Below are 26035 nucleotides of genomic sequence, written 5' to 3'. Positions count from 1 at the left end.
GGGGAGCGTAGCCGTTCACAGAAACGTGGGCGAAACGTCGTCCGTCGGGTGAGACGGTCACGGGGGCGCCGGTGTTCCGGCCCGCCGGACGCGGGGTCGTCACTGTCAGTGCTCGCGTGCATGCTGGAGGGATGACGGATCTTCCGCACGGCACGGAGCTGACGGCCAGGGAGCTCGCGGCCCTGGAGGGCGAGTTGCGCGCGGCCGTCCGGGGTGACGTCGGCTTCGCCGCCCTGGACCGGGCGCTGGTCACCATGGACGCGTCCAACTACCGGCGGGTGCCGTACGGGGTGGTGGCGCCGGCGGACGCCGACGACGTGGCGGCCGTGCTGGAGGTGTGCCGGGGGCGGGGCGTGCCCGTGGTGCCGCGGGGCGGGGGCACGTCCATCGCCGGGCAGGCGACGGGCACGGGCGTGGTGCTGGACTTCACGCGGTACATGAACCGGCTGGTCGCCCTGGATCCCCGGGCGCGCACGGCCGTGGTGCAGCCCGGTCTGGTGCTCGACCGGCTCCAGGAGGCCGCCGCCCCGCACGGGCTGCGCTTCGGCCCGGATCCGTCCACGCACAGCAGGTGCACGCTCGGCGGCATGATCGGCAACAACGCGTGCGGCTCGCACTCGGTGGCGTGGGGGACGACCGCGGACAGCGTGCGGGAGCTGGACGTGGTGACCGCGCGCGGCGGGCGGCTGCGGCTCGGGCGGGACTGGGCCGGGGCGCCCGAGGGCCTGCGGGCGCTGGCGGAGGGCGAACTGGCCCGGCTGCGCACGGGGTTCCCCGATCTGCCCCGCCGCATCTCCGGTTACGCGCTGGACGCCCTGCTGCCCGAGCGGGGCGCCGACGTGGCCCGCTCCTTCTGCGGCTCCGAGGGCACGCTGGGCGTGCTGACGGAGGCGGTCGTCCGGCTGGTCGAGGTGCCACGCGCGCGTGCGCTGGCCGTGCTCGCGTACGCCGACGAGAGCGCCGCGGCCGAGGCCGCGGCGGGCCTGCTGCCGTTCGGGCCGCTGACCGTGGAGGGCATGGCGGCGGACCTGGTGCCGTCGGCCGCGGACCTGCCCCGGGGCGGGGCCTGGCTGTTCGTGGAGACGGGCGGGGAGTCGGCGGCGGAGGCACGCGCGCGTGCGGAGGCGATCGTGCGGGCCGCCGACGTCCTGGACGCCCTCGTGGTCACGGACGCGGCGGGGCAGCGCGCGCTGTGGCGGATCCGGGAGGACGCGAGCGGGACGGCGACGCGGATGCCGGACGGGACCGAGGCCTGGCCGGGCTGGGAGGACTGCGCGGTGCCGCCCGCCCGGCTCGGCGCGTATCTGCGCGGCTTCCGGGCGCTGATGGCCGCCCACGGCCTGCGCGGCACGCCGTACGGGCACTTCGGGGACGGCTGCGTCCACGTCCGCATCGACTTCGACCTCCTCACCGGCACCGGGGTCGCCCGCTTCCGCCGTTTCTCGCAGGAGCTGGCGGAGCTGGTGGTGGCGCACGGGGGTTCGCTGTCCGGGGAGCACGGGGACGGGCAGGCGCGCGCGGAGCTGCTGCCGCTGATGTACGGCGCCGAGATGGTGGGCCTCTTCGAGCGGGTGAAGGCCGTGTGGGACCCGGACGACCTCCTCAACCCCGGGATGCTCGTCCGCCCCGCGCCCCTGGACTCCGGCCTGCGCTTCTCCGTCCTGCCCCGCGAACCGGTCGACGTCGCCTTCGGCTATCCCTCGGACGGCGGCGACTTCGCGGCGGCGGTGCGGCGCTGCGTGGGGGTCGCCAAGTGCCGTACGGCGTCGGTGTCCGGGTCCTCCGTGATGTGCCCGTCCTTCCGGGCGACCGGCGCCGAGGAGCACTCCACGCGCGGGCGGGCCCGGCTGCTGCACGAGATGCTCGCCGGTGAGGTGGTCACGGACGGCTGGCGCTCGGCCGAGGTCCGGGAGGCGCTCGACCTGTGCCTGTCCTGCAAGGGCTGCCGGTCGGACTGCCCGGTCGGGGTCGACATGGCCACGTACAAGGCGGAGTTCCTGCACCACCACTACGCCGGGCGGCGCCGCCCCGCCGCGCACTACGCGATGGGGTGGCTGCCGGTGTGGCTGCGCGCGGTGGCGCGGACGCGGACGGCCCTCCTGGTGAACGCGCTCACCGGGACCCGGCTCCTGGCCGGCCCGGCGAAGCGACTGGCCGGAATCGCGCCGGAGCGGCAGCTGCCGCGGGTGACCCGGCAGACCTTCAGCCGGTGGTGGGAGCGGCGGCGGCCCGGGGAGGGGGCGGGAGCGCGGGGTGAGGACGTGGGCGGGGCGCGGGGCGGGGAGGCAGCGGGAGCGCGGGCCGGGGGCACGGCCGGAGCGCGGGGCGGAGACGCGGCCGGACCACGGGCCAGGGACGCAGCCGCAGCACAGGCCGCAGACGCGCCCGGAGCACGGGCCGGAGACCCGCCCGGCGCGCGGGCCGGGGACGCGCCCGGACCACGGGCCGGGAAGGCAACCGCAGCGCAGGCCGGAGACGCGCCCGGAGTGCGGGCCAGGGACGCACTCGCAGCACGGGCCGGAGACGCAGCCGCAGCGCAGGCCGCAGACGCGCCCGGAGCACGGGCCGGAGACCCGCCCGGCACGCGGGCCGGGGACGCGCCCGGACCACGGGCCGGGAAGGCAACCGCAGCGCCGGCCGGAGACGCGGCCGGACCACGGGCCGGAGACACAAGCGCAGCGCAGGCCGGAGACGCGGCCGGACCACGGGCCGGAGACACAAGCGCAGCGCCGGCCGGAGACGCAAGCGGCGCGCAGGCCGGAGACGCCCCCGCAGCGCGGGCCCGGGACGCAGCCGGCGCGCCGGGTGGGGGCGTGGCCGGGGGGCTGGTCGTGCTGTGGCCCGATACCTTCACCGAGCATTTCTCGCCCGCCGTCGGCCGGGCCGCCGTGCGGGTGCTGGAGGCGGCCGGGCTGCGGGTGGCGCTGCCGCCCACCGTGCACCTGCGCAGACCGCCGGTGGGCGACGGCAGGACGGTCGCCCTGGACCCGCTGTCGCTGCTGCGCGGGCGGGGCCGGGTCTGCTGCGGGCTGACGTACGTCTCCACCGGGCAGCTCGACCGCGCCCGGGCGGTACTGCGCCGCACGCTCGACCTGATGGAACCGGTGCTGGAGACGGACGCGCCGGTCGTGGTGCTGGAGCCGAGCTGCGCGGCGGCCCTGCGCACGGACGCCCCCGAGCTGCTGCACGACGACCCGCGCGCGGCCCGCCTCGCCGCCCGGGTCCACACGTTCGCGGAGGTGCTGGAGCGGTACGCCCCCGGCTGGACGCCGCCGCGCGTGGACCGCCCGGTGACCGGCCAGACCCACTGCCACCAGCACGCGGTGCTCGGCGACGCGGCCGACCGCCGGCTGCGCGCGGCCGCCGCGCTCTCCGGCGAGCTGAGCGGCGGCTGCTGCGGCCTGGCGGGCAACTTCGGCTTCGAGAAGGGCCATGCCGAGGTGTCCGCCGCGTGCGCCGAGGAGCAGCTGCTGCCCTCGGTGCGGAACGCCCCACAGGGCGCGGTGGTCCTGGCGGACGGCTTCTCCTGCCGCACCCAGCTGGAGCAGCTGGCCGGGGTGCGCGGCAGGCATCTGGCGCAGGTGCTGGCGGAGGCGTTGGACGACGCCCCTGCCGCCCAGGGGCCCGGGTGAGGCGTTCGGGCCACACGGCGGGCGGACCCGAGTGTCCGGGGCCGGGGATCGCCGGGCCGCTCCTAGGCTCGCGGCACCAGTCCCCGCCCGCCGAGGGCCGCTGCTCGAAGGAGCCCGCGTATGAGCGTCCGCGTCCAGCCGATCACCCGCGACGAGCACCTGGCGTTCGTCACGGCCCGCCGCTCCGCCAGCCACACCCAGGTCCCGTCCTGGGGCGCGGTGAAGCCGGACTGGGAGGCGGAGAGCCTCGGCTGGTTCGGCCCGGCCGGGCAGCTCGTCGGCGCCGGGCTGGTGCTGCTGCGCCCGCTGCCCGGGCCGCGGCTGCCCGGCCTGCGGCGGTACCTGGCGTATCTGCCCGAGGGCCCGCTGCTCGACTGGCACGAGCCCGGCCTGGAACGGCTGCTGGAGCCGATGGTCGCCCACCTGCGGCGCCGCGGCGCCTTCGCCGTGCGGATGGGCCCGCCGGTCGTGGTGCGCCGCTGGAGCGCCGAGACGGTCAAGGCGGCGATCGCGGACCCGGCCGCGCGGCGGCTGCGCGACGTCCGGGCGACGTCGTACGAACCGCGGGCCGGGCAGGTCGCGGACGGCCTGCGCCGCATGGGCTGGCGGCAGAGCGAGGCCGGCGGGGAGGCCGGGTTCGCCGCGGGACAGCCCCGGTACGTGTTCCAGGTGCCGTTCGCCGGCCGTTCGCTGGAGGAGATCCACAACGGCCTCAACCAGCAGTGGCGGCGCAACATCAAGAAGGCGGAGAAGGCCGGGGTGAAGGTCGTGCGCGGTGCCGCGGAGGACCTTCCGGTCTTCCACGAGCTGTACACCGAGACCGCCGGGCGCGACGGGTTCCTGCCGCGCCCGCTCTCCTACTTCCAGGGCATGTGGAGCGCGCTCACCGCCGAGCACCCCGACCGGATGCGGCTCTACCTCGCCCACCACGACGGCGAGGTGCTCGCCGCCGCGACGATGCTCACCGTCGGCGAGCACGTCTGGTACTCCTACGGCGCCTCCACCGGCCGCCGGCGCGAGGTCCAGCCGAGCAGCGCCCTGCAGTGGCGGATGATGACCGACGCCCATGAGCTCGGCGCCGCCGTCTACGACCTGCGCGGCATCACCGACACCCTGGAGGAGTCCAGCCCGCTGCTGGGCCTGCTGCGCTTCAAGGTGGGCACCGGCGGCGAGGCCGTCGAGTACCTCGGCGAATGGGACTATCCGCTCAACCGGCCGCTGTACAAGGCGTTCGAGCTCTATCTCTCCCGCCGCTGAGCCACGGGAGCGCGCCGGGCGGGCGTCTCATCGCGCGAGACAGAGGCAAAAGGGCTTCACGCACCTGACTTAGTCCATTACCCTGGACTGCGAAGTACACCGGGATGTACGCGCAGTGCAGGCCGGTGTACGGACCGCCCGCATCCGCGCCGACGCACAGGACCGCCCGTGACCACCCCCGACAGCGTCACCACGCCCCAGCACGCGACCACCGCGACGCCCGCCTCCGGCCCCGCCGCCGGCCCGGGCCGGTGGGGCTCCCTCGGACCCGTGGGCCTCGTCCTGGCCGGCGGCGTCTCGGTGCAGTTCGGCGGCGCCCTGGCGGTGACGCTGATGCCGAGGGCGGGTGCCCTCGGCGTGGTGGCGCTGCGCCTGCTCGTCGCGGCCGTCGTCCTGCTGCTGGTCTGCCGCCCCCGGCTGCGCGGCCACTCCCGCGCCGACTGGGGCACGGTCGTCGTCTTCGGCGTCACCATGGCCGCGATGAACGGGCTGTTCTACCAGGCCGTCGCCCGCATCCCGCTGGGTCCCGCGGTCACCCTGGAGGTCCTGGGACCGCTCGCCCTGTCGGTCCTGGCGTCCCGCCGCGCGATCAACGTCGTCTGGGCCGCCCTCGCCCTGGCGGGCGTGTTCCTGCTCGGCGGCGGGGGCTTCAGCGGTCTCGACCCCGCGGGAGCGGCCTTCGCCCTGGGCGCGGGCGCCATGTGGGCGGCCTACATCGTCTTCAGCGCCCGTACGGGCCGCCGCTTCCCGCAGGCGGACGGGCTGGCCCTGGCGATGGCGGTGGGCGCGGTGCTGTTCCTGCCGCTGGGCATCGCCGAGTCGGGCACGAAGCTGCTCGATCCGGTGACGCTGGGACTGGGCGCGGCGGTGGCCCTGCTCTCCTCGGTCCTGCCCTACACGCTCGAACTCCTCGCCCTGCGCCGGCTGCCGGCCTCCACCTTCGCGATCCTGATGAGCCTGGAACCGGCCCTCGCGGCCACGGCCGGCTTCCTGATCCTCGACCAGTCCCTCACGGCGCCGGAGGCCGCGGCGATCGCGCTGGTGATCGCCGCGAGCATGGGGGCGGTGCGCACCCAGGTGGGCCGGGGCCGCGCCAAGAGGGCGGCCCTGGAGGGCACGGGCCTGGAGGGCTAGGGCCTGTCGTTTGGATCAGGTCGCAGGAAAGTGACGGTGCTGTTCAGCGCCGGGGAGCGTGGTCCGGTGCGTGCAGCTGCAAGGCGGAGGAGGGAGTCGACGCGGAGCGTCGGCGACCGACGACAACGCCGCAGATGTGCGTGCCGGACCACGCGTCTGCGGCGTGATCCAAACGACAGGCCCCAGGCCGGTACGGCCGGGCAGGTGGCACCGTGCGAGGGCGGCCTACGGCGCCGTCCGGGCCAGCCGGAAGCCCACGTCGTCGATCCGGAACGTCGGATGGCTCCGGCGGCGTACCGAGGCGCGGCAGCTCCAGTGCTCGTCGGACCAGCCGCCACCGCGCAGCACCCGGTAGGTGCCGTAGACCTCGGGGTCGTAGAGATCCCAGCACCAGTCCCAGACGTTGCCGAGCATGTCGTACAGGCCCCAGGCGTTGGGCCGCTTGCCGCCGACGGGATGGATCGCGTCGTCCGCGTTCCCGCGGTACCAGGCGATGTCGTCGAGGCGGCCGTAGCGCGGGCCGGTGCTGCCGGCGCGGCAGGCGTGCTCCCACTCGGCCTCGGTCGGCAGCCGGTATCCGTCGGCGGTGGCGTCCCAGTGGGCCGTCTCGCCGTCCTCCCGGACGTGATACGCGGGGGTCAGCCCCTCGCGCAGGGACAGGGCGTTGCAGAAGCGGACCGCGTCCCACCAGGACACGCCCTCCACGGGCAGCCGCGCACCCCCGGCCGCGCTCGGCCTGCGGCCGGTGACCTCGGCGTACCCCTCCTGCGTGACCGGGCACGCCGCGAGCCGGAACGACCCGACGTCCACCGCCCACCTGCGCCCGGTCCGCCGGTCCGCCAGCGTCACCCGCCCGGCGGGGACGGTGACCATCTCGTTCTCGAAGTCCCCCATGCCCGGCCACCCTACGGGGAGTGGGCGCCCGGCCCCCGCCGGACGCCCCCGCCCCCCCTACCGGCTGAGCCTGCGGAACCGGCGTACCGCCAGCGGCAGGAAGAGTGCCGTCAGGATCACCGGCCACACCCCCGCCATCAGCAGCGCGTGCTGCTCCACCCAGGAGTCGCCGCCCCCGACGGGCGTGCCGAACAGTTCGCGGGTCGCCGCCGCCGTGGAGGAGATCGGGTTCCAGGCCGCGACCCAGCCCAGCCAGTCGGGCATCAGCTGCGGCGCGACGAAGATGCTGGAGATCATCGTCAGCGGGAAGGCGACCGCGAACAGGCCGCCCGCGGCCTCCGGGTTGGGCACCAGCAGGCCGAGCCACACGCCGATCCAGATCAGCGCGAAGCGCAGCCACAGCAGCAGTCCGAACGCGGCGAGGAAGCCGAGGCCGCCGTCCGGGCGCCAGCCCATGGCGAGGGCGGTGAGCATCATGATGGCCAGCTCGGCGCAGGCCACGATGAGGTCGGTGACGCCGCGTCCGGCCACCACGGCGGAGGACGCCATCGGCATGGAGCGGAAGCGGTCGATGACGCCCTTGGTGGAGTCGTAGACCACCACCGTGGCGGTGTTGATGAAGCCGAACGCCATGGTCATCACGAACATGCCCGGCATCAGGAAGTCCTTGTAGTCCCCGCCGCCCGGCACGGTCATCGCGCTGCCGAAGACATAGCCGTAGAGCAGCACGGACAGGATCGGGAAGCCCAGCTGCCAGGCGATGTTGACCGGCTGGCGCTGGTAGTGGGTCAGGCCGCGGCGGACGATGTTCCAGCAGTCGGCGAGCAGCCAGTACGCGCCGCTCCGCGCGCTCGTGGTGTTCAGGTCGACGGCGCTCATGCCGCGGCCTCCTTCTCGGTCCGGTGTCCGGTCAGGCGCAGGAAGACGTCGTCGAGGCTCGGCCTGCGCAGTCCGATGTCCTCCACGCGCACGCCCTCGTCCTGCAAGGTCCGCGCCACCTCCGTGAGGGCCGCGACCCGGTCGGCCACCGGGGCGTGCACCCGCAACTCGGCCTCGTCCGCCTCCGGTTCGCCGTCGGTGACCCGGGCGAGGACCTTCACCACCCGCGGGATCTCGGACCGTTCGGCGACCACCACCTCGACGCGGTCGCCGCCGACCAGGCCCTTCAGCCCGTCCGGGGTGTCGTCGGCGATGGCCCGGCCCTGGTCGATGACGGTGATGCGCGAGGCGAGCTTGTCGGCCTCGTCCAGGTACTGCGTGGTCAGCAGCACGGTCGTGCCGCTCGCCACCAGCGCCCGGACCGAGTCCCAGACCTCGCCCCGGCTGCGCGGGTCAAGGCCGGTCGTCGGCTCGTCGAGGAACAGCACGGCCGGGGCCAGGATCATCGACGCGGCGAGGTCGAGGCGGCGCCGCATGCCGCCGCTGTACTTGCCGACGCCCCGGTCGGCGGCGTCGGTCAGGTCGAACTGCTCCAGCAGCTCGGCCGCGCGGAGCGCGGCGCGCCTGCCGCCCAGGTGGAACAGGCGGCCGAACATCTCCAGGTTCTGCCGGCCGGTCAGCACCTCGTCGACCGCCGCGTACTGGCCGGTGAGCCCGATCCTGGCCCGCACCTCGCGCGGCTGCCGGGCCACGTCGAGCCCGGCCACCGTCGCCCGGCCCCCGTCCAGCCGGATCAGCGTGGACAGGATGCGCACGGCGGTGGTCTTGCCCGCCCCGTTCGGGCCGAGCAGGCCGTGCACCGTGCCCTCGCGCACCGCCAGGTCGAAACCGTCGAGGGCGCGCTTCTCGCCGTACCGCTTCTCCAGCGCCTCGGCCCGCACCGCGTATCCGTCCATGTCGCCCTCCCGTCGCCCGTGCCGCCTCGACACCGAACTGAGTACAGCGTACCCGATTACGCGTACGCCGTACTCAGTTTTTTGCAACGGGGTCCTAAGCTGGGCTCATGACGAGCGGCACGAGTGGCAGTGGCGGTACGGAGACCAGCGGCAGCGGTGACATCGCCCGCACCCTGGAGCTGCTGTGGGACACCGGCGGGCGCCCCAGCCGCGGGCCGAAGCCCACGCTGACCCTGGACCGGATCGTGGAAGCGGCCGTCCAGGTGGCGGACGCCGAGGGCCTGGAAGGCCTCTCCATGCGCCGCGTCGCGGCCGAGCTGGGCACCGGCACCATGTCGCTGTACCGGTACGTCCCCGGCAAGGGCGAGCTGCTCGACCTCATGCTGGACCGGGTGCAGCGCGCCCCGGAGAACCCGGCCGACCTGGGCGACGGCGGCTGGCGCGCGGCCCTGGAGGCACTGGGCCGCGAGACTCTCGCCCTCTACCGCCGCCACCCCTGGCTGCTGCACGTCAACCAGTCCCGCCCGATCCTCGGCCCGAGCGCCCTCGACGGCATGGAGAAGGTCCTCACGCTGATCCGCCCGATGGGACTGAGCGATCCCGAGCTGGTCTCGGCGATCATCATGATCGACGGTTACGTCGTCGGGGCGGCGCGCACGCAGCTGTACCAGCTGGAGGCGGAACGCCGCACGGGCCTGACGGACGCCGAGTTCTGGCAGGCGCAGGTGCCGGTCCTGGAGAAGGCCATGGCGTCGGGCCGCTATCCGGTCATGGCGTCCCTGTCCGAGGACACCTTCGGGCCGGACTTCGACCACTTCGAGTTCGGGCTCCAGCGCATCCTGGACGGCCTGGAGGTCCTGGTGGAGCAGCGCCGGGCCGGGGGCCCGGACACGTCACAGGCGTCGCGCCGCGACCACTGCGGCTGACCCACCCCGCGCCGCCCCCGGCCCCGCAGGCGACCCGCAGCAGTCCCGCCCCGGCCCGTGAGCCGGGCAGACGGACCGGCCTCAGCCCCGCCGCCGCAGCCTGCGCAGGCCGAGCACCACGACCAGGGCGACACCGGCGGCGATGGCCCCGGATCTGAGGTCGCCGCTCAGCCCGCCGCCCCCGGCGCCCCCCTCCGGCGAGGCCGAAGTCCCCTTCCCGGAGGACGACTCGGAGCCTGCGGGGGCGTCCTGCGGCTCCACCGGGCTGTCGGCCCCCTCCGCGCCGAACATGAGCTTCGACCCGTCGGCGGTGTAGGTGACCGACTCCCCCTGCCCCAGGAACGGCACGCCGAGCCGCTCCTTCTTCTTGATCCGCCCGCCGTTCCAGTCGTAGGCGACCGCACCGAAGTAGCTGCGCACGACGAGGTGTTCGCCGTCGGGGGAGAGCGTCGCGTCGGTGGCCTCCAGGTCCGGGACGGCCGCGACCGGCCGGAACACGTTGGTGCCGCCCGGCGAGAGGTCGGCGGGGCCCTCGTACAGGTGCCCGCCCTGCTCGTTCTTGTCGACGATGTAGACCCGGCCGGTCTTCGGGTGCACCACGAGGGACTCGGCGTCCCGCGCGCCGTCGGAGTACTTCACCACGTACTGCGTGGCGCGGATCGACTGGTCGCGCAGGGTCTTCGGCTCGGGCAGCCGGTAGAGCCAGACGTGCGGCCAGGTGCCGCCGAGGTTGTCGCCGATGTCACCGACCCAGATCCGGTCGTCCGGCCCGATGGCGATGGCCTCGACGTCGCGCGGGCTGCCCACCCCGGTCATGGTGATCGTCGCGACCGTCTCGCCCGTCCTGCTGTCGACGGCGTAGAGGTAGGCCCCGTCGTCGCTGTCGTTGTGCGTCCAGTAGATCCCGGGGTGCCGGTGCGAGGCGGCCAGGCCGCTGGACTCGGTGATGCGCGGATCCCTGATCGTGAACTTCCCGTCCCCGTCCGCCGCGGTGGCGGGCACGGCGAGGGCGCCCGTGAGAAGGGCCGCGGCGAGGAGGGCGAGGGGTCTGCGCATGCCCCAAGCGTGCCATCCCGCCGGGCCGTTCAGCAGGCGGTTCCCCGGGGAAGGCCGGCCCGCCGTCCCCGTACCGGGAGCGGCGCGTGGCCCGGCTCACATCCCGCCCGGCGCGCTGATCGTCCATGATGAGCGGATGCTCAGGTTCATGCCCGTCGGTGACTCCATGACGATCGGAAGCGCGGGCGAGCACACGTGGCGCTACCGGCTGTGGCAGCACCTGTGCCGTTCCCACCGCGGCCCCTTCACCCTCGTCGGCCCCCGCGAGACGCTCTACGACCAGCGCGCCGGCGCCCCCACGTCCCATGCCTACGCCGACCCGGACTTCCCCCGGGCGCATCTGGCCGGCTGGGGCGAGGGCTGGCAGCACATGGCGCCGCTGATCGGCGACGCGGTGCGCTCCTGCCGGGCGGACGTCCTGCTGGTCTCGCTGGGCCTCATCGACCTGGGCTTCTACACGAACGCCGAGCAGACCGCCGACAACGTGCGCGCGTTCACCGCACGGGCGCGGGCGGCGAACCGGCGGGTGCGGATGGTGTGGCTGCCGGTGACACCGAACGTCCGGGCCCGCACCGACGCGCCCTTCGCCGCCGAGGTCGCCCGCTTCAACGAGCTCCTCGCCAAGACGGCCGCGGACCTCGACGAACCGGCCTCCCCGATCCTCCTGGCCTCGGCCCCGCCCTCCTACGACGTCGCCGCCGACACCTACGACGGGACCCACCCCAACGCGAGCGGCGAGCACAAGATCGCGGCGGCCTTCGCGACGGCCCTGCACCAGAGCTGGGGCCTGGGCGGGCCCTACGCGGGCTGACACTCCCCGATCCTCCGGACCGGGTGCTCCGCGCAGCCCCCGGCGTCCAGGCCGTCCCACCGCTCGTCCTCGCGCCCGAGGCGGACGGCCCGGGCGACGTCGGACGCGGACCTCCCGTCCGCGCGGGGGCAGGTTCACCCCCACGTGGGGTTTGCCCGCCGCCCGCTCCCGTCCCCTTCCCTCCCCGCCCTACGGTCCCCCCATGGCGACCCACCCGACCGCAGGGGAACCGGCCCGGCGCGCGGCCCGGTGGCCGGACGCCGCCGCGTGGGCCGACCGCGTCGCCCGCCTGGCCGCCTGGACCCCGGCGCGGCTGCGGGCCGAGGGCCTGCTGGTGGCCCCACCGCCCCGGGGCGGGCCCCTCATCGGCCCCGCCCACCGCTCCCCCGCGGGCGACGACGTCCTGCGCGAGGCCAAGGAGCTGCTGCGCGCGCTGCTCCTCGACGAGCAGTGGGACGGAGCCGGCTCCGGCCCGCGCGCCGCGCTCACGCTCACCCTCCCGCGCGACAAGGCCCACACCCTCGCCTTCCTGCTGCGCGCCGCCAGCGAGATCGGCACCGTCGGCACGGCCGGGCACCTGCTCTTCCGGATCGCGTACGCCCCGACGCCCGAGACGGCCCGCGCCCTCGCCGTCTGCCTGCGGCTGGTGAACGACCTGGAGGTCAACGAACCGCTGCTGTACGACCGCGACCACGCCCGGGACCCGGCGGACGACCCGCCCGGCTAGGGCCCGTACTTGCCTGGAGCGCACTTCAAGACGTTGGCTTGGGCGGCATGGAGTACACGCAGCTCGGACGCACGGGACTCAAGGTCAGCCGGCTCGTCCTCGGCACCATGAACTTCGGTCCGCAGACCGACGAGGCCGACAGCCACGCCATCATGGACGCGGCGCTGGACGCGGGCATCAACTTCTTCGACACCGCCAACGTGTACGGCTGGGGTGAGAACAAGGGCCGTACCGAAAGCATCATCGGCACGTGGTTCGCCAAGGGCGAGGGCCGGCGCGACAAGGTCGTCCTCGCCACGAAGGTCTACGGCAACATGGGCGCCGACGGCCCCGCCTGGCCGAACCACGACAAGCTCTCCGCCGTCAACATCCGCCGGGCCGTCGACGCGAGCCTGAAGCGGCTGCAGACCGACCACATCGACGTCTACCAGTTCCACCACATCGACCGGGACACCCCGTTCGAGGAGATCTGGCAGGCGATCGACGTCCTGATCCAGCAGGGCAAGATCCTCTACGTCGGGTCGTCGAACTTCCCCGGCTACAAGATCGCCCAGGCCAACGAGATCGCCGCCCGGCGCGGCGGGACCATCGGCCTGGTCAGCGAGCAGTGCCTGTACAACCTCGCCGAGCGCCGCGCCGAGATGGAGGTCATCCCCGCCGCGCAGGACTACGGCCTCGGGGTCATCCCGTGGTCGCCGCTGCACGGCGGTCTGCTGGGCGGCGTGCTGAAGAAGGAGGTCCAGGGCGGGCGCCGCGCCTCGGGCCGCGCGGCCGACGCGCTCGCCGACCCGGCCACCCGCGCGCAGATCCAGTCCTACGAGGACCTGCTCGACAAGCACGGCGTCGAGCCCGGCGAGGCCGCCCTGGCCTGGCTGCTCACCCGTCCCGGCGTGACCGGACCGATCGTCGGCCCGCGCACGGCCGAGCAGCTCGCCTCAGCGGTCCGCGCGACGGAGCTGAAACTGTCGGATGAGCTCCTGACGGGCCTGGACGAGATCTTCCCGGGCCCGGGCCCGAGCCCGGAGGCGTTCGCCTGGTGAGTGCCCCCGCCGGGGGCGCGGGGAACCGCGCGACGAGCCGACGCCGGCCCGCGGCCGAACGGCGGCCGCCCGCGGTTCCCCGCCGCACCGTTCCCGCCGCCCTACCTGCCCAGCACGGAAGCCAGGGCCACGACGAGGAACATCAGCACGAGCACACCGGCCATGATCCGGTTGCGGGTTTTCGGGTCCACGGCACCGAGCCTAACCGGCGCCCCCGAGCGCCCAGCGCCCGACCGCCTCGTACCGGGGCTGCTCCCCGGGGACACCGGACGCCGGCAGGTTGCTGCGCACCAGCACCAGCTCGTCGACCGTCCAGGTCCGGCCGGTGAATCCGGCGAGCGCGTCCAGCCAGGGCCGCACGTCCCGCGCCTCCCGGCTGCGCGCCACGGTCAGGTGGGCCTTGTACCGCCGGTGCTCCCCCATCGGCACCCCGGCCTTGCGCGCCGCGGCCTCCGCGCGCTCGGCGAGCAGCCGCAGCGTGGCCAGGTCGCCCTCGGCCCCGGCCCACAGCGCCCTGCCGTGCCCGAACTGCCCGCCGCCCCGCACGGCCAGCGGGAAGGGGGCGGTCCGGTGCGCGGCCCGCTCCAGCCGGGCCGACAGCTCCGGCACGAGCGCGTCGTCGACCTCGCCGTAGAAGGCGAGCGTGAAGTGCCACCCGGGCCGCCCGGTCCACCGCAGGCCGTCGGCCCCGGACAGCCCGCGCAGTTCGTCGACCACGGACCCCAGCTCACGGCACACCTCGTCGGGGGGCAGCACGGCGGCGAAGAGTCTCATGCGGCCAGTCTGCCCCGCGCCTCGACGGTCCGGACGCACCCTGGTCGCCGGGCGAGCTGAGCCTGTACCTCGGAGACGAGGTCGACCTGACCGGCACCGTGGTCGGTCTCGTCCTCTCCACCGACGAGTTCCCCCGGGACTGACCCCTCCTCACGCCGCCGGTGCCAGTTCCTCCGTCCGTTCCCGGGGCACGAACCGCACCCGGGGATGGCCGCCGTGCCAGCCGACCGACAGGCGGAGGTTGCCCACGCGGGCCAGGACCAGGCCGATCGCGGCCGCGGCCGCCACCGCCACCGCGCCGCCCGCCGCGAGGCCGACGCGCGCGCCGTAGGTGTCGGTGACCCAGCCGACGATCGGGGCGCCGACCGGGGAGCCGCCGAGGAAGACCATCATGTAGAGGGCCATGACACGGCCGCGCATGGCCGGGTCGGTGGACATCTGGATGCTGGTGTTCGTCGTGACGTTGACGGTCATGCCGAACAGGCCCAGCGGGATCATGAGCAGGGCGAACATCCACAGCGCGGGGGTCGTCGCGGCCAGGATCTCCAGCGCGCCGAAGGCCATCGCCGCCACGATCAGCAGCCGCAGCCGGGCCGTGCCCCGCCGCGCGGCGAGCAGCGCGCCCGCGACCGAGCCGACCGCCATCAGCGTGTTGAACATGCTGTACGCGCCGGCGCCCGCGTGGAAGACGTCGTCCGCGAAGGCGGAGAGGTAGACGGGGAAGTTGAAGGCGAACGTGCCGACGAAGCCGACCAGCACGATCGGCCAGATCAGCTCCGGCCGGCCGGTGACGTAGCGAACGCCCTCGCGCAGCTGCCCCTTGCCCCGCGGGGCGCGCTCGACGGCGTGCAGCTCCCGGGCGCGCATCAGCAGCAGGCCGGTGAGCGGCGCGATGAAGGACAGGCCGTTGAAGAGGAAGGCGTAGCCGGTGCCGACGCCCGTGATGAGTATGCCCGCGACGGCGGGGCCGACCAGGCGGGCCGACTGGAAGTTCGCCGAGTTGAGGCTGACCGCGTTCTGCAGCTGCCCGGGGCCGACCAGTTCGGAGACGAAGGACTGGCGGGCCGGGTTGTCGACGACGGTGGCCAGACCGACCGCGAAGGCGGCGACGTACACGTGCCACACCTGGACGTGCCCGGTGAGGGTGAGGACGGCCAGGGCGATCGCCGTCAGCGCCATGGACGTCTGGGTGACGAGCAGCGTGGGCCGCTTGCGCAGCCGGTCGACGAGGACACCGCCGTAGAGGCCGAACAGGAGCATCGGCAGGAACTGCAGGGCGGTCGTGATGCCGACGGCGGCGGAGGAGCCGGTGAGGCTGAGCACCAGCCAGTCCTGGGCGATGCGCTGCATCCAGGTGCCGATGTTGGAGACGACCTGCCCCATGAAGAACAGGCGGTAGTTGCGCACCCTCAGGGACGAGAACATCGAGGACCTGCGGACGCGGTCGCCGGAGGCGGGTGCTGCGGGAGCGGGCGGGGAGTCATGGGGATCAGGTGCGGGGGCGGAAGCTGCTCCGGGTCCCGAACTCAAAGGGTTCGCCTCCTTGCTACGTACGGCTTACAGGTGCGCGAGCTTCTCCAGCACGGGGGCGGCGGCGCGCAGTTTGGCCCACTCGTCCTCGTCGAGGTTCTCCACCAGGGAGGACAGGAACGCGTTCCGCTTGGCGCGGCTCTCCTCGAGCATCGCCTCGGCCTGCTCGGTGCGCGTCACGACCTTCTGGCGCCGGTCCTCGGGGTGCGGCTCCAGCCGGACCAGTCCCTTGGCCTCCAGCAGCGCCACGATGCGGGTCATCGACGGCGGCTGGACGTGCTCCTTGCGGGCGAGCTCGCCCGGGGTGGCCCGGCCGCACAGGGAGAGGGTGCCGAGCACCGACATCTCGGTGGGGCTGAGCGACTCGTCGACCCGCTGGTGCTTGAGACGGCGGGACAACCGCATCACGGCGGAGCGGAGGGAGTTCACGGCGGCTGCGTCGTCGCCATGGCTGAGGTCCGGCATGTTCTTTAGCGTAACTCATTACTCTCGCTAAATACCACCGGTGACACACGAAAGGGTCGTGACGCCCGCCACTGGCCCGCGACATCACTCATATGGGTGATCCCGGAGGGGAACGGGACACACCGCGGCGAACGGTGCCGCGACCCTCTGGTCATGGGGACCAGCGTGCTCAGCCTGCGAATAGACCACGACCTGCTCGAACGGCTCCGGCACCATGCCGCGAAACGAGGAATGAGCGTCCAGGACTATGTCGTCCGGACGCTCATTCGGGATGACTTCGACCAGCGGTTCCGGACCGCCGTCGAGGAGACGGAGAGGTTCTACGGCCCGTCCGGCTCCGGGGACGAGGATCAGGTCAGACCCAGCGCCGGCATCAGGTAGTAGAAGGCGAACACCGCCGCCACCGCGTACATCGCCGACGGCACCTCCCGGCCCCGTCCGGCGGCCAGCCGCAGCACCACGAAGGTGATGAAGCCCATGCCGATGCCGTTCGTGATCGAGTAGGTGAACGGCATCATCAGCATGGTCACGAAGGCCGGGACGGCGATCGTGTGGTCCGCCCAGTCGATCTCCTTCACCGAACCGGCCAGAATCAGGAAGCCGACCGCCACCAGCGCCGGGGTGGCCGCCTGGGACGGGACCATCGTGGCGACCGGGGTCAGGAAGAGCGCGACGGCGAAGAGACCGCCGGTGACCACGTTCGCCAGCCCCGTCCGGGCCCCCTCGCCGACACCCGCCGTGGACTCCACGAACGCCGTGGTCGCCGAGGAGGAGCTGGCACCACCGGCGGCGACCGCGAGGCCGTCCACGAACAGCACCTTGTTGATGCCGGGCATCTGGCCCTCGCCGTCGGTCAGCTTCGCCTCGTCGGAGACGCCCATGATCGTGCCCATCGCGTCGAAGAAGCACGACAGCAGCACGGTGAAGACGAACAGCACCCCGGTCAGCACGCCGACCTCGGCGAAGCCGCCGAACAGGCTGACCTCGCCGATCAACCCGAAGTCGGGGGTGGCGACCGGGTTGCCGGGCCACTTGGGCGTGGTCAGGCCCCAGCTCGGCACCTTCGCCACCGCGTTGATGACCACCGCGACGACCGTCATGGCGACGATCGAGATCAGGATCGCGCCCGAGACCTTGCGCACGATCAGCGCCAGGGTCAGCAGCACCCCGAGCACGAAGACCAGCACGGGCCAGCCGTTCAGATGCCCGTCGCCGCCGAGCTGCAGCGGGACGGTGGTCTGGGCGGCGTCCGGGATCCGGGAGACGAAACCGGCGTCGACCAGCCCGATCAGCATGATGAACAGGCCGATACCGATGGAGATGGCCTTGCGCAGCCCGTAGGGCACGGCGTTCATCACGCGCTCGCGCAGCCCCGTGGCGACCAGCAGCATCACCACGAAACCGGCCAGCACCACCATGCCCATCGCGTCCGGCCAGGACATGCGCGGGGCGAGCTGGAGGGCGACGACCGAGTTCACGCCGAGTCCGGCGGCCAGGGCGATCGGGACGTTGCCGATCACGCCCATGAGGAGCGTGGTGAGCGCCGCCGTGAGGGCCGTCGCGGTGACCAGCTGCCCGTTGTCGAGCTGGTGACCGTACATGTCCTTGGCACTGCCGAGGATGATCGGGTTCAGCACGATGATGTAGGCCATCGCGAAGAAGGTGGCGAGACCGCCGCGGACCTCGCGGGACAGGGTGCTGCCGCGCTCGGAGATGCGGAAGAAGCGGTCGAGTGCGCCGTTCGTGGGCCCGGCTCCCGGCTGTTCAGGGGCGGGGACCTTGGCGGGAGCCGAGGAGGACATGTCTTTGGTGTTTCCTACGAAGAGAAGTGGTCAAACGCAAACCGTTTCAGTATGAACATATGACCCCTCACCCGCCATCTCCGCGCGTAGACCTGATCGCCTCGTAAGCTGTCCCCATGGCGAAGTGGACCCCCCGACACGAGGCACCGGAGCCCCTGGAGGGCCCCGTGGTCGCCACCATCACCGGCGGCACGATCCTGTGGTTCGTCCTCTTCCTCGTCCAGCTCCCGTTCTACGGCTGGTTCGACGACCGCGGCAGCACCTGGTGGATCTGGACCTGCCTGGCCGGAGGCGGCCTCGGCCTGATCGGCGTCTACTACGTCCGCCGGCGCGACGCGGCCCTGAAGCGGGCCGCGGCCCGGGACGCCACCGACGCCGCCTAGGCCGGCGCACCCGCGCGAACGCGTCGCGCCCCACCGCCCGGCAGGACACGCCCGTGCCGCCTCCCTACGCTCGATAGAGGCGGGGAACCGCTCGCGACCTGGCGCGCGGGCCCGCCGCCCGACCGGTGAGGAGCGCAGCCATGACGACGCAGCAGAGCACGGCCGAGGCCGACCGGGCGCTGAAGTCCAAGCACCGCGCCATGTGGGCCCAGGGCGACTACCCGTCCCTGGCCGCCGAGCTCATCCCCGAGCTGGGACCGGTCCTGGTCGAGGCGTGCGGCGTGCGACCCGGCCAGAAGGTGCTGGACGTCGGCGCCGGTTCCGGCAACGCCGCGATCCCGGCGGCCCTGGCCGGCGCCGACGTCGTTGCCTCCGACCTGACACCCGAGCTGTTCGGGGCCGGGCGGCGCGCGGCCGAGCGGCAGGGGACGCGGCTCACCTGGCGGGAGGCCGACGCCGAGGCCCTGCCCTTCGGCGACGCGGAGTTCGACACCGTGCTGTCCTGCGTGGGCGTCATGTTCGCCCCGCACCACGAGCGGGCCGCCGGCGAACTCGTCCGGGTCTGCCGGCCGGGCGGCACCATCGGGCTGCTGAGCTGGACGCCCCAGGGGTTCATCGGACGCATGTTCGCCACCATGAAGCCGTACGCTCCCCCGCCCCCGCCGGGCGCCCAGCCGCCCCCGCTGTGGGGCGACGAGGACCATGTGCGCGCCCTCCTCGGCGACCGGGTCACGGACCTGCGCGCCGAGCGGCGGACCGTCCGGATCGAGCGCTTCGGGACGCCGGAGCTGTTCCGCGACTACTTCAAGGAGCGCTACGGCCCGACCATCAGCGTCTACCGGAACATCGCCGGCGACCCCGACCAGGTCGCCGCCCTGGACCGCGAACTGGCGCAGCTCGCCCGCGACGCCGACCTCGGCACGAGCCCGGGCGGGACGGTCCTGGACTGGGAGTACCTGCTGTGCACGGCCCGCCGGGCCGGCTGACGCACCGCGGGCACCGGGGTACGACGGCGTACAACTGCCGTACGACCACGGCACGAAGTGCGTCGTCCCCAGGTCGGATCTTCGCCGCATCCAGCGGGTGAAGCGACGCATCCGCACGTACCGTCGAAGGCATGACGCATCTCGACGCGGGTGCCCGGACCGACTCCGCGCGGCCGGCGACGGTCACCTCACGCGAGACCGGCCTGACCAGCGCCCAGGTGGCCGAACGGGTGGAGCGCGGCCAGGTCAACGACGTACCGGTGCGCAGCAGCCGGTCCACCGTCGACATCGTCCGGGCCAACGTCTTCACCCGCTTCAACGCGATCATCGGCGTGCTGTGGCTGATCATGCTGGTCGTCGCGCCGATCCAGGACAGCCTGTTCGGTTTCGTGATCCTCGCCAACACCGGCATCGGCATCGTCCAGGAGTGGCGGGCGAAGAAGACGCTGGACTCGCTCGCGCTGATCGGCGAGGTGCGGCCGACCGTGCGCCGGGACGGGGCCGCCGGGCAGGTCAGCACGTCCGAGATCGTCCTGGACGACCTGATCGAGATCGGCCCGGGCGACAAGGTCGTCGTCGACGGTGTCTGTGTCGAGGCCGACGGTCTCGAGATCGACGAGTCGCTGCTCACCGGCGAGGCCGACCCGGTCGTCAAGCGCCCCGGCGACCCGGTGATGTCCGGCAGCTTCGTGGTCGCGGGCGGCGGCGCCTTCCAGGCCACGAAGGTCGGCCGGGAGGCCTACGCGGCGCAGCTCGCGGAGGAGGCCTCCCGGTTCACACTCGTCCAGTCGGAGCTGCGCTCGGGCATCTCGACGATCCTCAAGTACGTCACGTGGATGATGGTCCCGACCGCGATCGGCCTGATCATCAGCCAGCTGTTCGTGAAGGAGAACACCTTCGACGACTCCGTCGCCCGCACGGTCGGCGGCATCGTCCCGATGGTCCCCGAGGGCCTGGTGCTGCTCACCTCGGTCGCCTTCGCCATCGGCGTGATCCGGCTGGGCCGCAAGCAGTGCCTGGTCCAGGAGCTGCCCGCGATCGAGGGCCTGGCCCGCGTCGACACCGTCTGCCTGGACAAGACCGGCACCCTCACCGAGGGCGGCATGGACGTCACCGAGCTGCGCCCGCTGCAGGGCGCCGACGAGACGTACGTACGGAAGGTGCTGGGCGCGCTGGGCGAGTCGGACCCGCGGCCGAACGCGTCGCTGAGGGCGATCAGGGACACCTACCCGGCCGGGGAGGACTGGCGGTGCACCGAGGTCCTGCCGTTCTCCTCGGCCCGCAGGTACAGCGGCGCCGCGCTCAGCGAGGGCGACGGGCCGAGCCGCACCTGGCTGCTGGGCGCCCCGGACGTGCTGCTGGCCGAGGACGATCCCGCCCTGGCCGAGACCGGCCGGCTGAACGAGCAGGGGCTGCGCGTGCTGCTGCTCGCCCGGGTCGCGCGGGACCTGGCCGATCCCGAGGTCGCCCAGGGCGCCGAGCCCGTCGCGCTGGTCGTGCTGGAGCAGCGGCTGCGCCCGGACGCCGCCGACACACTGCGCTACTTCGCCGACCAGGACGTCAGGGCGAAGGTCATCTCCGGGGACAACGCGGTGTCGGTCGGGGCGGTCGCCGCCAAGCTCGGGCTGTCCGGGACCACCGTGGACGCCCGCCGCCTCCCCGCCGACCAGGACGGCATGGCGGACGCCCTGGACGAGGGCACGGTGTTCGGGCGGGTCACCCCGCAGCAGAAGCGGAACATGGTCGGGGCGCTGCAGTCGCGCGGCCACACCGTCGCGATGACCGGGGACGGGGTGAACGACGTCCTCGCGCTGAAGGACGCCGACATCGGTGTCGCGATGGGCTCCGGCTCGGAGGCGACACGGGCGGTCGCGCAGATCGTGCTGCTGAACAACAGCTTCGCCACGCTGCCGTCGGTGGTGGCGGAGGGCCGCCGGGTCATCGGGAACATCACGCGGGTCGCGACCCTGTTCCTGGTCAAGACGGTGTACTCGGTGCTGCTGGCCGTCCTGGTGGTCTGCTCGCAGGTGGAGTACCCGTTCCTGCCGCGCCATCTGACCCTGCTGTCGACGCTGACCATCGGCGTCCCGGCGTTCTTCCTCGCGCTCGCGCCGAACAAGGAGCGCGCCAGGCCCCATTTCGTGCGGCGGGTGATGCGGTACGCGATCCCCGGCGGGGTCGTGGCGGCGGTGGCGACCTTCGCGACGTATCTGATCGCCCGGCAGCACTACCAGGGCGCGGGCGCGCTGGACGCCGAGACGAGCGCCGCGACGCTGACGCTGTTCCTCATCTCCATGTGGGTACTGGCGATCATCGCCCGGCCGTACACCTGGTGGCGGATCGCGCTGGTCGCCGCGATGGGCGGGGCGTTCGTGGTGGTGCTGGCGGTGCCGTGGCTGCAGGACTTCTTCGCGCTGAAGCTCGTCGGGATGACGATGCCGTGGATCGCGGTCGGCATCTCGGTGGTGGCGGCGGCCACCCTGGAGTTCACGTGGAAATGGGTGGACCGCCGCTTCCCGGCGTAGCGGGTGGTGCTTACTGCACGTCGACGAAGTCACCCGTGGCGTTGACCGCGGGGGTCGTGGTCGTGCCCGCGAAGGACCAGCGGTAGTAGCCGTCGGTCGACGCCGTGGTCGTGGTCTTCAGCTCACCGGTGCTGTTCGACTTGATGGTCTTCAGCGTGGTGTAGGTGTCGCTGCCCTTCTTGCGGAACTGCAGCTTCACCGACTGGTTGGTGTAGCCGTGGTACTTGTTGTCGTCCCAGTTGGCGCGGGACAGCTTGCCGGTGACCGTGATGGTCTTGCCCTTCTTCACCGGCTCGGGCGAGGCGTTGACCGTCAGCTTGGAGTAGCGCTGGAGCTTGAAGCTGTTGGTCGGGTCCGTCACCGCGACACCCACGTTGTCCAGATTGGGGTCGTCCGGGTCCTCACCGTTGAACGCGACCGCGAAACCGGCCGCCTTCCAGGAGCCGGCGTCCTCGTTCAGCAGCGCGAACGGGTCGATCTCGACGGTGGCCTTGCAGCTGGCGACGGTCGCGGAGGAGTCCGTGCAGGTCGCGTCGTTGCTGTCGAAGTAGAAGATCGACTCCTCGAACGAGGGGCCGCGGTACAGCTCGACGCCCGCGAAGAAGTCCGCGGCGTGGATGTTCACTTCCTTGCCGTGGGTCAGCGTGAAGGACACGGGGACCTTGACCACGTTGGTGGTGCCGACGGCGATGTTCTTGCCGTTGTTGACCTTGACCGAGGAGAAGGTCGCGTTCAGGGCGTAGGGCAGGCCGCCTTCGGCGGCGGCGAACGCCGACCGGCCGGCGTCGGCGTGGACGACCTCGCTGGCCGCGGCGATGTCCGCGGGGACCTTCGGCTCGGCGGCCTGGGCGGCCGGCACGGCGAGGGCGGAAAGGGCCAGGGCGCCGGTGACGGCGGCCACGGTGGCTCGGATACGCATGCGTTCCCCAGGTGGAGAGGGGCCCCGGTGCTCGTCGTCGGCTCTCGGGGCCCAAGTGATCGTGGAGTCTGTTGACTCGCATGATCAGATTCGCGAGCGGGCCGCTTGGTTGTACGGCCGGTGAAAAATATGTGCGAAGTTTTTCACCGGCCGGGTGAGCGCCGCCTCCGGCTCAGTCGAACCACCGGTCACGCGCCAGCTCCCGGGTACGGGACAGGTCCTCCAGCAGCGCCGCCACCTCGAACCGCCGCGGCCACTGTCCCGCCGCCCAGGCCAGCCCCGCGGCGACGCCCTCCAGGGTGGCGGCGTGCAGCACACCGTCGTCGGTGAGCCGCCAGTCGATCTCCACGCCGTCCACGACGAGTTCGTCGTGCTCCACGTAGGAGGCCGGGGTGCGCGGGCCGAGCAGCACCCGCACCGGCTCGGGCACCTCGTGCTCGGCGCCCTCGGAGGTGACCCGCCCGGTGACGGACTCGCTCAGCCGCCGCACCTGGAACAGTTCGGCCAGCTCGGCCGCGCGGGACGGCCGCACCGGGAGCAGCGGGACGCCCTCGGTGAACGGCAGCAGGTCGGGCGAGTCGCACACCACGGCGTCGGCCGCGTCCACGACCGCCACCCGTCCGTCGACGACGGCCCGCAGCTCGTCCGGCAGGGTCACCTGCTCCGGGTCCAGCTCGGCCAGCGCGCCGTACAGGGCGTGCAGCTGAGCCTCCGTCACCTCCCGGTCCGGGTCGGCGAGCCGGTCCAGCAGCTCGGCGGCGCCGCCGGGCTCGTCCAGCAGCGCGGCGACCGAGGTGCGCACACCGAGCGCGCGCAGCACCTGCTCGTCCTCGAAGCCGGTGGCGTCGGCCTCGTCGTACAGGCCGCGCAGCAGCGGGTCGCCGCCGGCGGCGCGCAGGCCCGCCGGGCGGCGGCCGTCCAGCACCGGGTTCCCGCGCAGCCACCAGGCCGTGTACGGGCGGACGGCCTCGTGCGTGCCGTCGTGCAACAGGATCCGCACGGGCTGCACGATCGCGTCCCTGAGCGGCGGCCGGGACAGCAGCGCCAGCGCCTGCGCCCACTTGTCCTCGGCCACGAGGTCCAGGTCCCGCACGGCGACGATCTCGGTGGCGACCGGCGGCACGGGGCTGTCCGGGAAGCGGTCGAGGACGTCCTCGCACCACACGTCGACGGCGTCCAGCAGGCCCGCGTCGTCGGGCTCGGCGAAGTCGCCCTCGCGGGGCTCCAGTTCGTCCGGGTCGAGGACGACGTCGGTGGCGCGGACCAGCGCGAAGTCCACCAGCACCCCGCAGGCGGCCAGCGGCTGCTCGCCCCACTTGGCGGCCAGCTCGGCGTCCACGGCGGCCAGTTCGCCCTCGCGCATGACCTGCGCGAAGGGGCCGCCGGGGAAGACCAGTTCGCAGGCCGGGGCCGGTTCGCCGTCCTCGTCGGGCAGGGCGAGCGCGCCGAGCCACGGCTCGTCACCGGGCTCCAGGCCCGCGTCCCGCACCAGCGCGAGCACGGTGTCGGCCAGTTCCTCGGCGTCGAGGGTGTCCTCCTCCCAGTTCACCGCGCCCTCGTCGTCGAGCGACGCGGCGACGGCGGCCCGCACCTGCGGGGTGGTGAGGACGGCCCGGGGGGTCGCGGGCAGCGCGCCCAGCTTCTCCAGGATCGGGTGGGCGGCGTCCGGGTGGGCGACCTTCAGGCCGAGCCGGGCCAGCACCTCCGGGTCGATCCGGGCGGTCTGCGTGCCGGGCAGCAGCACCTGCCGGGGCCCGATGGTCGTCCGCCCGTCGGCCAGCGGCACCGGCAGACCGGACAGCCGGTCGGGGTCGACCCCGGCCAGGCTGTCGTAGAGCCGCCGCCACCAACCCGGGTCCTTCTCCAGGCCGGCCAGCCGGTCGATCGCGTCGGCCAGCGGAACCCGGGCGACCGCCAGGGTCCGCAGTTCCGGGCGGCGTTCCAGCCCGGCGGGCAGCAGGGTGGGCAGCACCTCGGCGAGGACCCGCACGGTGTCCGCGCCCGCGCCCTCGACGAGTTCGGCGTCCCGCGGCCGCAGGGACTCCGGCAGGTCGTCGCCGTCCCGGGGCGGTACGGCGGGCGGCAGGAAGGACGTGCGGGGCAGCCGCTGAAGGACGGCCCGGCGCAGGGCGCCGTCCAGGTCCCCCTTGCCGAGCGGCCCGGGCACGAGGTCGACGATCCCCGCGGTCACCGGGCGCCACTCGCCCAGCAGTTGGGTGTACGCGTCGGCCGCGCGCTGCACGAGGAAGTCGGTCAGCGGGCCGGGGGCGGCGTGCCGGCGGGTGGTGTCCAGCGGGAACGAGGCGATGAGCAGGGCCGGCACGCCGAGCGGCTCGTCGCTGGGGGTCGGGGCGTGCACGACCGGGCTGGTGCGGGGCCGGGCCGGGCTGCCGTCGCTGCCGACGGGGACGGCCCAGGTGACGGACCAGTGGGGCCGCAGCCGCTCCTCGACGGGCCGGTCGGCCAGCAGGTCGGGGGTGAGGGTGCCGTGGGCCGCGGCGGTGCGCCAGTGGGTGACGCCGTCGGCGGAGTCGTCGACGACGGTGAAGGGGCCGTCGGTGCGGCGGGTGAGGGTGCGCGGGTCCTCGCCGCCGATCTCGACGACGACCTCCTCCAGCCCGGGCAGTGCGAGCAGCAGGGCGTCGTCGACGGCCCGCAGCAGCCGCTCGGCGAGGTCGGCGGCGGCCGCGTCGCGCAGCGGCAGGATGACGGCGGTGTCGTACGGGTCGGGGGCGGTGCCCTCGGCGGCGAACGGCAGCCGCAGCAGCGGCACGTGCCCGTCCCGGCGGCGGACCTCGTCGCCGAGGCCGGGGCTGTGCCGGGCGGTGTCCGAGGCGAGTTCGCGGGCCTCGGCCAGGGACCAGCGGACCCCGCCGTGCCGGCCGACGACGGCGGGTTCGTCGGTCACGGAGAGCACGGCCGCGAAGCCCACGCCGAACCGGCCGATCGAGGGCGTGTCCCGCTTGGCGGACGCGCGCAGCGTGGCCAGCGACTCGACGCCGGCCGCGTCCAGCGGGGCGCCGGTGTTGGCGGCGACGAGGACCCCGTCGCGCAGGGTGAGCCGCAGCCGCCCCGGCACTGCGGCCCGGGCCGCCGCGTCGGCGGCGTTCTGCGCGAGCTCGACGACGAGCCGGTCCCGGTAGCCGCCGAGGGCCAGGTCCTCCTCGGCGTTGGCGTCCTCGCGGAACCGGGCCGGGCTGGTGGCCCAGGCGTCCAGGACTCCGCGCCGCAGACGTGCCGTACCGAACGGGTCGGCACCTTCGGCGGCCGGGCGCACGAACTTGCTCACGTTGACTCTCCTCATCGGCGACGGGGGCCGTGAGGTCGAAGGTACCGCGC

Annotated in this window: 20 protein-coding genes and 1 pseudogene; 11 read left to right on the top strand and 10 right to left on the bottom strand. The window is 73.7% G+C overall.

Translation table 11 applies throughout. The features are described from left to right. The first annotated feature begins 131 nt into the window (after nt 1–131). From ACIGAN_RS16635 to ACIGAN_RS16625, 3 genes are all read left to right on the top strand, one after another. Nucleotides 132–3632, top strand: a complete 3501-nt coding sequence (locus ACIGAN_RS16635; RefSeq protein WP_399858177.1) for an FAD-binding and (Fe-S)-binding domain-containing protein — start codon at nt 132–134, stop codon at nt 3630–3632. 120 nt (nt 3633–3752) lie between these two features. After that, the gene (locus tag ACIGAN_RS16630) at nt 3753–4889 is read left to right on the top strand and encodes a lipid II:glycine glycyltransferase FemX (protein ID WP_399858175.1); all 1137 of its coding nucleotides are present in this window, start codon (nt 3753–3755) and stop codon (nt 4887–4889) included. Between the two features lie 168 nt (nt 4890–5057). Next, entirely contained in the window at nt 5058–6023 is a 966-nt protein-coding gene (locus tag ACIGAN_RS16625) for an EamA family transporter (protein ID WP_399858172.1), read from the top strand. Nucleotides 6024–6248: 225 nt separating this feature from the next. Here the strand turns inward: ACIGAN_RS16625 and ACIGAN_RS16620 are convergent, their stop codons facing one another. The 3 genes from ACIGAN_RS16620 to ACIGAN_RS16610 are packed head-to-tail and all read right to left on the bottom strand — an operon-like array spanning nt 6249 to nt 8752. Further along, nucleotides 6249–6917 carry a formylglycine-generating enzyme family protein gene (locus ACIGAN_RS16620; protein WP_399858169.1) on the bottom strand — a complete coding sequence of 223 codons (669 nt, stop codon included), beginning with the start codon at nt 6915–6917 and terminating at the stop codon, nt 6249–6251. A 57-nt stretch (nt 6918–6974) separates the two neighbouring features. Beyond that, on the bottom strand, nt 6975–7796 hold the full coding sequence (locus ACIGAN_RS16615; RefSeq protein WP_365738211.1) for an ABC transporter permease: 822 nt from the start codon (nt 7794–7796) through the stop codon (nt 6975–6977). Continuing rightward, nucleotides 7793–8752 carry an ATP-binding cassette domain-containing protein gene (locus tag ACIGAN_RS16610; RefSeq protein ID WP_365738209.1) on the bottom strand — a complete coding sequence of 320 codons (960 nt, stop codon included), beginning with the start codon at nt 8750–8752 and terminating at the stop codon, nt 7793–7795. Before ACIGAN_RS16610 ends, ACIGAN_RS16615 begins: the two co-directional genes overlap by 4 nt. A 107-nt stretch (nt 8753–8859) precedes the next feature. Between ACIGAN_RS16610 and ACIGAN_RS16605 the strand changes: the two genes are divergently transcribed. Then, nucleotides 8860–9678, top strand: a complete 819-nt coding sequence (locus ACIGAN_RS16605) for a TetR/AcrR family transcriptional regulator (RefSeq protein ID WP_399858164.1) — start codon at nt 8860–8862, stop codon at nt 9676–9678. An 81-nt stretch (nt 9679–9759) separates the two neighbouring features. On the opposite strand, the gene ACIGAN_RS16600 is transcribed toward ACIGAN_RS16605, so the two are convergent. Beyond that, complete coding sequence (locus ACIGAN_RS16600; protein WP_399858162.1) at nt 9760–10734, bottom strand: WD40 repeat domain-containing protein; 975 nt, start codon at nt 10732–10734, stop codon at nt 9760–9762. Nucleotides 10735–10870: 136 nt separating this feature from the next. Here ACIGAN_RS16600 and ACIGAN_RS16595 point away from each other — a divergent pair, with 136 nt between their 5' ends. The 3 genes from ACIGAN_RS16595 to ACIGAN_RS16585 all read left to right on the top strand — a co-directional run bounded on the left by ACIGAN_RS16595 (nt 10871) and on the right by ACIGAN_RS16585 (nt 13312). Continuing rightward, on the top strand, nt 10871–11545 hold the full coding sequence (locus ACIGAN_RS16595) for a GDSL-type esterase/lipase family protein (RefSeq protein ID WP_399858159.1): 675 nt from the start codon (nt 10871–10873) through the stop codon (nt 11543–11545). 202 nt (nt 11546–11747) lie between these two features. After that, nucleotides 11748–12272: a hypothetical protein gene (locus ACIGAN_RS16590; protein ID WP_399858156.1), complete on the top strand. Its 525-nt coding sequence runs from the start codon at nt 11748–11750 to the stop codon at nt 12270–12272. Nucleotides 12273–12319: 47 nt separating this feature from the next. Continuing rightward, on the top strand, nt 12320–13312 hold the full coding sequence (locus ACIGAN_RS16585) for an aldo/keto reductase (RefSeq protein ID WP_365738199.1): 993 nt from the start codon (nt 12320–12322) through the stop codon (nt 13310–13312). A gap of 201 nt (nt 13313–13513) precedes the next feature. Here ACIGAN_RS16585 and thpR read toward each other — a convergent pair whose 3' ends face one another. From thpR to ACIGAN_RS16570, 3 genes are all read right to left on the bottom strand, one after another. Further along, entirely contained in the window at nt 13514–14086 is a 573-nt protein-coding gene (gene thpR, locus ACIGAN_RS16580) for an RNA 2',3'-cyclic phosphodiesterase (RefSeq protein WP_399858153.1), read from the bottom strand. Between the two features lie 150 nt (nt 14087–14236). Then, on the bottom strand, nt 14237–15616 hold the full coding sequence (locus tag ACIGAN_RS16575; RefSeq protein WP_365091223.1) for an MFS transporter: 1380 nt from the start codon (nt 15614–15616) through the stop codon (nt 14237–14239). Between the two features lie 27 nt (nt 15617–15643). Next, a complete protein-coding gene (locus tag ACIGAN_RS16570) occupies nt 15644–16081 on the bottom strand; it encodes a MarR family winged helix-turn-helix transcriptional regulator (RefSeq protein ID WP_309098097.1) in 438 nt (145 codons plus the stop codon). A gap of 153 nt (nt 16082–16234) precedes the next feature. Here ACIGAN_RS16570 and ACIGAN_RS16565 point away from each other — a divergent pair. Continuing rightward, nucleotides 16235–16408: pseudogene (locus tag ACIGAN_RS16565) on the top strand (ribbon-helix-helix protein, CopG family); the annotation flags it as partial. A gap of 23 nt (nt 16409–16431) precedes the next feature. Here ACIGAN_RS16565 and ACIGAN_RS16560 read toward each other — a convergent pair. After that, complete coding sequence (locus ACIGAN_RS16560; protein ID WP_365091226.1) at nt 16432–17883, bottom strand: NCS2 family permease; 1452 nt, start codon at nt 17881–17883, stop codon at nt 16432–16434. 116 nt (nt 17884–17999) lie between these two features. On the opposite strand from ACIGAN_RS16560, the gene ACIGAN_RS16555 reads away from it, so the two are divergent. The 3 genes from ACIGAN_RS16555 to ACIGAN_RS16545 all read left to right on the top strand — a co-directional run bounded on the left by ACIGAN_RS16555 (nt 18000) and on the right by ACIGAN_RS16545 (nt 21777). Next, on the top strand, nt 18000–18266 hold the full coding sequence (locus ACIGAN_RS16555; RefSeq protein ID WP_365091228.1) for a DUF2530 domain-containing protein: 267 nt from the start codon (nt 18000–18002) through the stop codon (nt 18264–18266). Nucleotides 18267–18406: 140 nt separating this feature from the next. Then, nucleotides 18407–19252, top strand: a complete 846-nt coding sequence (locus ACIGAN_RS16550; protein WP_399858147.1) for a class I SAM-dependent methyltransferase — start codon at nt 18407–18409, stop codon at nt 19250–19252. Nucleotides 19253–19383: 131 nt separating this feature from the next. Beyond that, nucleotides 19384–21777, top strand: a complete 2394-nt coding sequence (locus tag ACIGAN_RS16545) for a cation-translocating P-type ATPase (RefSeq protein ID WP_399858144.1) — start codon at nt 19384–19386, stop codon at nt 21775–21777. A 10-nt stretch (nt 21778–21787) separates the two neighbouring features. On the opposite strand, the gene ACIGAN_RS16540 is transcribed toward ACIGAN_RS16545, so the two are convergent. Then, nucleotides 21788–22696, bottom strand: a complete 909-nt coding sequence (locus tag ACIGAN_RS16540) for a hypothetical protein (RefSeq protein ID WP_365091237.1) — start codon at nt 22694–22696, stop codon at nt 21788–21790. A gap of 172 nt (nt 22697–22868) precedes the next feature. Continuing rightward, nucleotides 22869–25985 carry a sacsin N-terminal ATP-binding-like domain-containing protein gene (locus tag ACIGAN_RS16535; RefSeq protein ID WP_399858142.1) on the bottom strand — a complete coding sequence of 1039 codons (3117 nt, stop codon included), beginning with the start codon at nt 25983–25985 and terminating at the stop codon, nt 22869–22871. Nucleotides 25986–26035 lie beyond the last annotated feature (50 nt).

It is taken from the genome of Streptomyces sp. NPDC085931 (assembly GCF_044540565.1).
Taxonomy (GTDB): Bacteria; Actinomycetota; Actinomycetes; order Streptomycetales; family Streptomycetaceae; genus Streptomyces.
This window is presented reverse-complemented; position numbering and strand designations above follow the sequence as displayed.

Coding starts and splice junctions, on each gene's coding strand:
- ACIGAN_RS16635 (WP_399858177.1), top strand. CDS start 132: ATGACGGATCTTCCGCACGGCACGGAGCTGACGGCCAGGGAGCTCGCG.
- ACIGAN_RS16630 (WP_399858175.1), top strand. CDS start 3,753: ATGAGCGTCCGCGTCCAGCCGATCACCCGCGACGAGCACCTGGCGTTC.
- ACIGAN_RS16620 (WP_399858169.1), bottom strand. CDS start 6,917: ATGGGGGACTTCGAGAACGAGATGGTCACCGTCCCCGCCGGGCGGGTG.
- ACIGAN_RS16615 (WP_365738211.1), bottom strand. CDS start 7,796: ATGAGCGCCGTCGACCTGAACACCACGAGCGCGCGGAGCGGCGCGTAC.
- ACIGAN_RS16610 (WP_365738209.1), bottom strand. CDS start 8,752: ATGGACGGATACGCGGTGCGGGCCGAGGCGCTGGAGAAGCGGTACGGC.
- ACIGAN_RS16605 (WP_399858164.1), top strand. CDS start 8,860: ATGACGAGCGGCACGAGTGGCAGTGGCGGTACGGAGACCAGCGGCAGC.
- ACIGAN_RS16600 (WP_399858162.1), bottom strand. CDS start 10,734: ATGCGCAGACCCCTCGCCCTCCTCGCCGCGGCCCTTCTCACGGGCGCC.
- ACIGAN_RS16595 (WP_399858159.1), top strand. CDS start 10,871: ATGCTCAGGTTCATGCCCGTCGGTGACTCCATGACGATCGGAAGCGCG.
- ACIGAN_RS16590 (WP_399858156.1), top strand. CDS start 11,748: ATGGCGACCCACCCGACCGCAGGGGAACCGGCCCGGCGCGCGGCCCGG.
- ACIGAN_RS16585 (WP_365738199.1), top strand. CDS start 12,320: ATGGAGTACACGCAGCTCGGACGCACGGGACTCAAGGTCAGCCGGCTC.
- thpR (WP_399858153.1), bottom strand. CDS start 14,086: ATGAGACTCTTCGCCGCCGTGCTGCCCCCCGACGAGGTGTGCCGTGAG.
- ACIGAN_RS16570 (WP_309098097.1), bottom strand. CDS start 16,081: ATGCCGGACCTCAGCCATGGCGACGACGCAGCCGCCGTGAACTCCCTC.
- ACIGAN_RS16560 (WP_365091226.1), bottom strand. CDS start 17,883: ATGTCCTCCTCGGCTCCCGCCAAGGTCCCCGCCCCTGAACAGCCGGGA.
- ACIGAN_RS16555 (WP_365091228.1), top strand. CDS start 18,000: ATGGCGAAGTGGACCCCCCGACACGAGGCACCGGAGCCCCTGGAGGGC.
- ACIGAN_RS16550 (WP_399858147.1), top strand. CDS start 18,407: ATGACGACGCAGCAGAGCACGGCCGAGGCCGACCGGGCGCTGAAGTCC.
- ACIGAN_RS16545 (WP_399858144.1), top strand. CDS start 19,384: ATGACGCATCTCGACGCGGGTGCCCGGACCGACTCCGCGCGGCCGGCG.
- ACIGAN_RS16540 (WP_365091237.1), bottom strand. CDS start 22,696: ATGCGTATCCGAGCCACCGTGGCCGCCGTCACCGGCGCCCTGGCCCTT.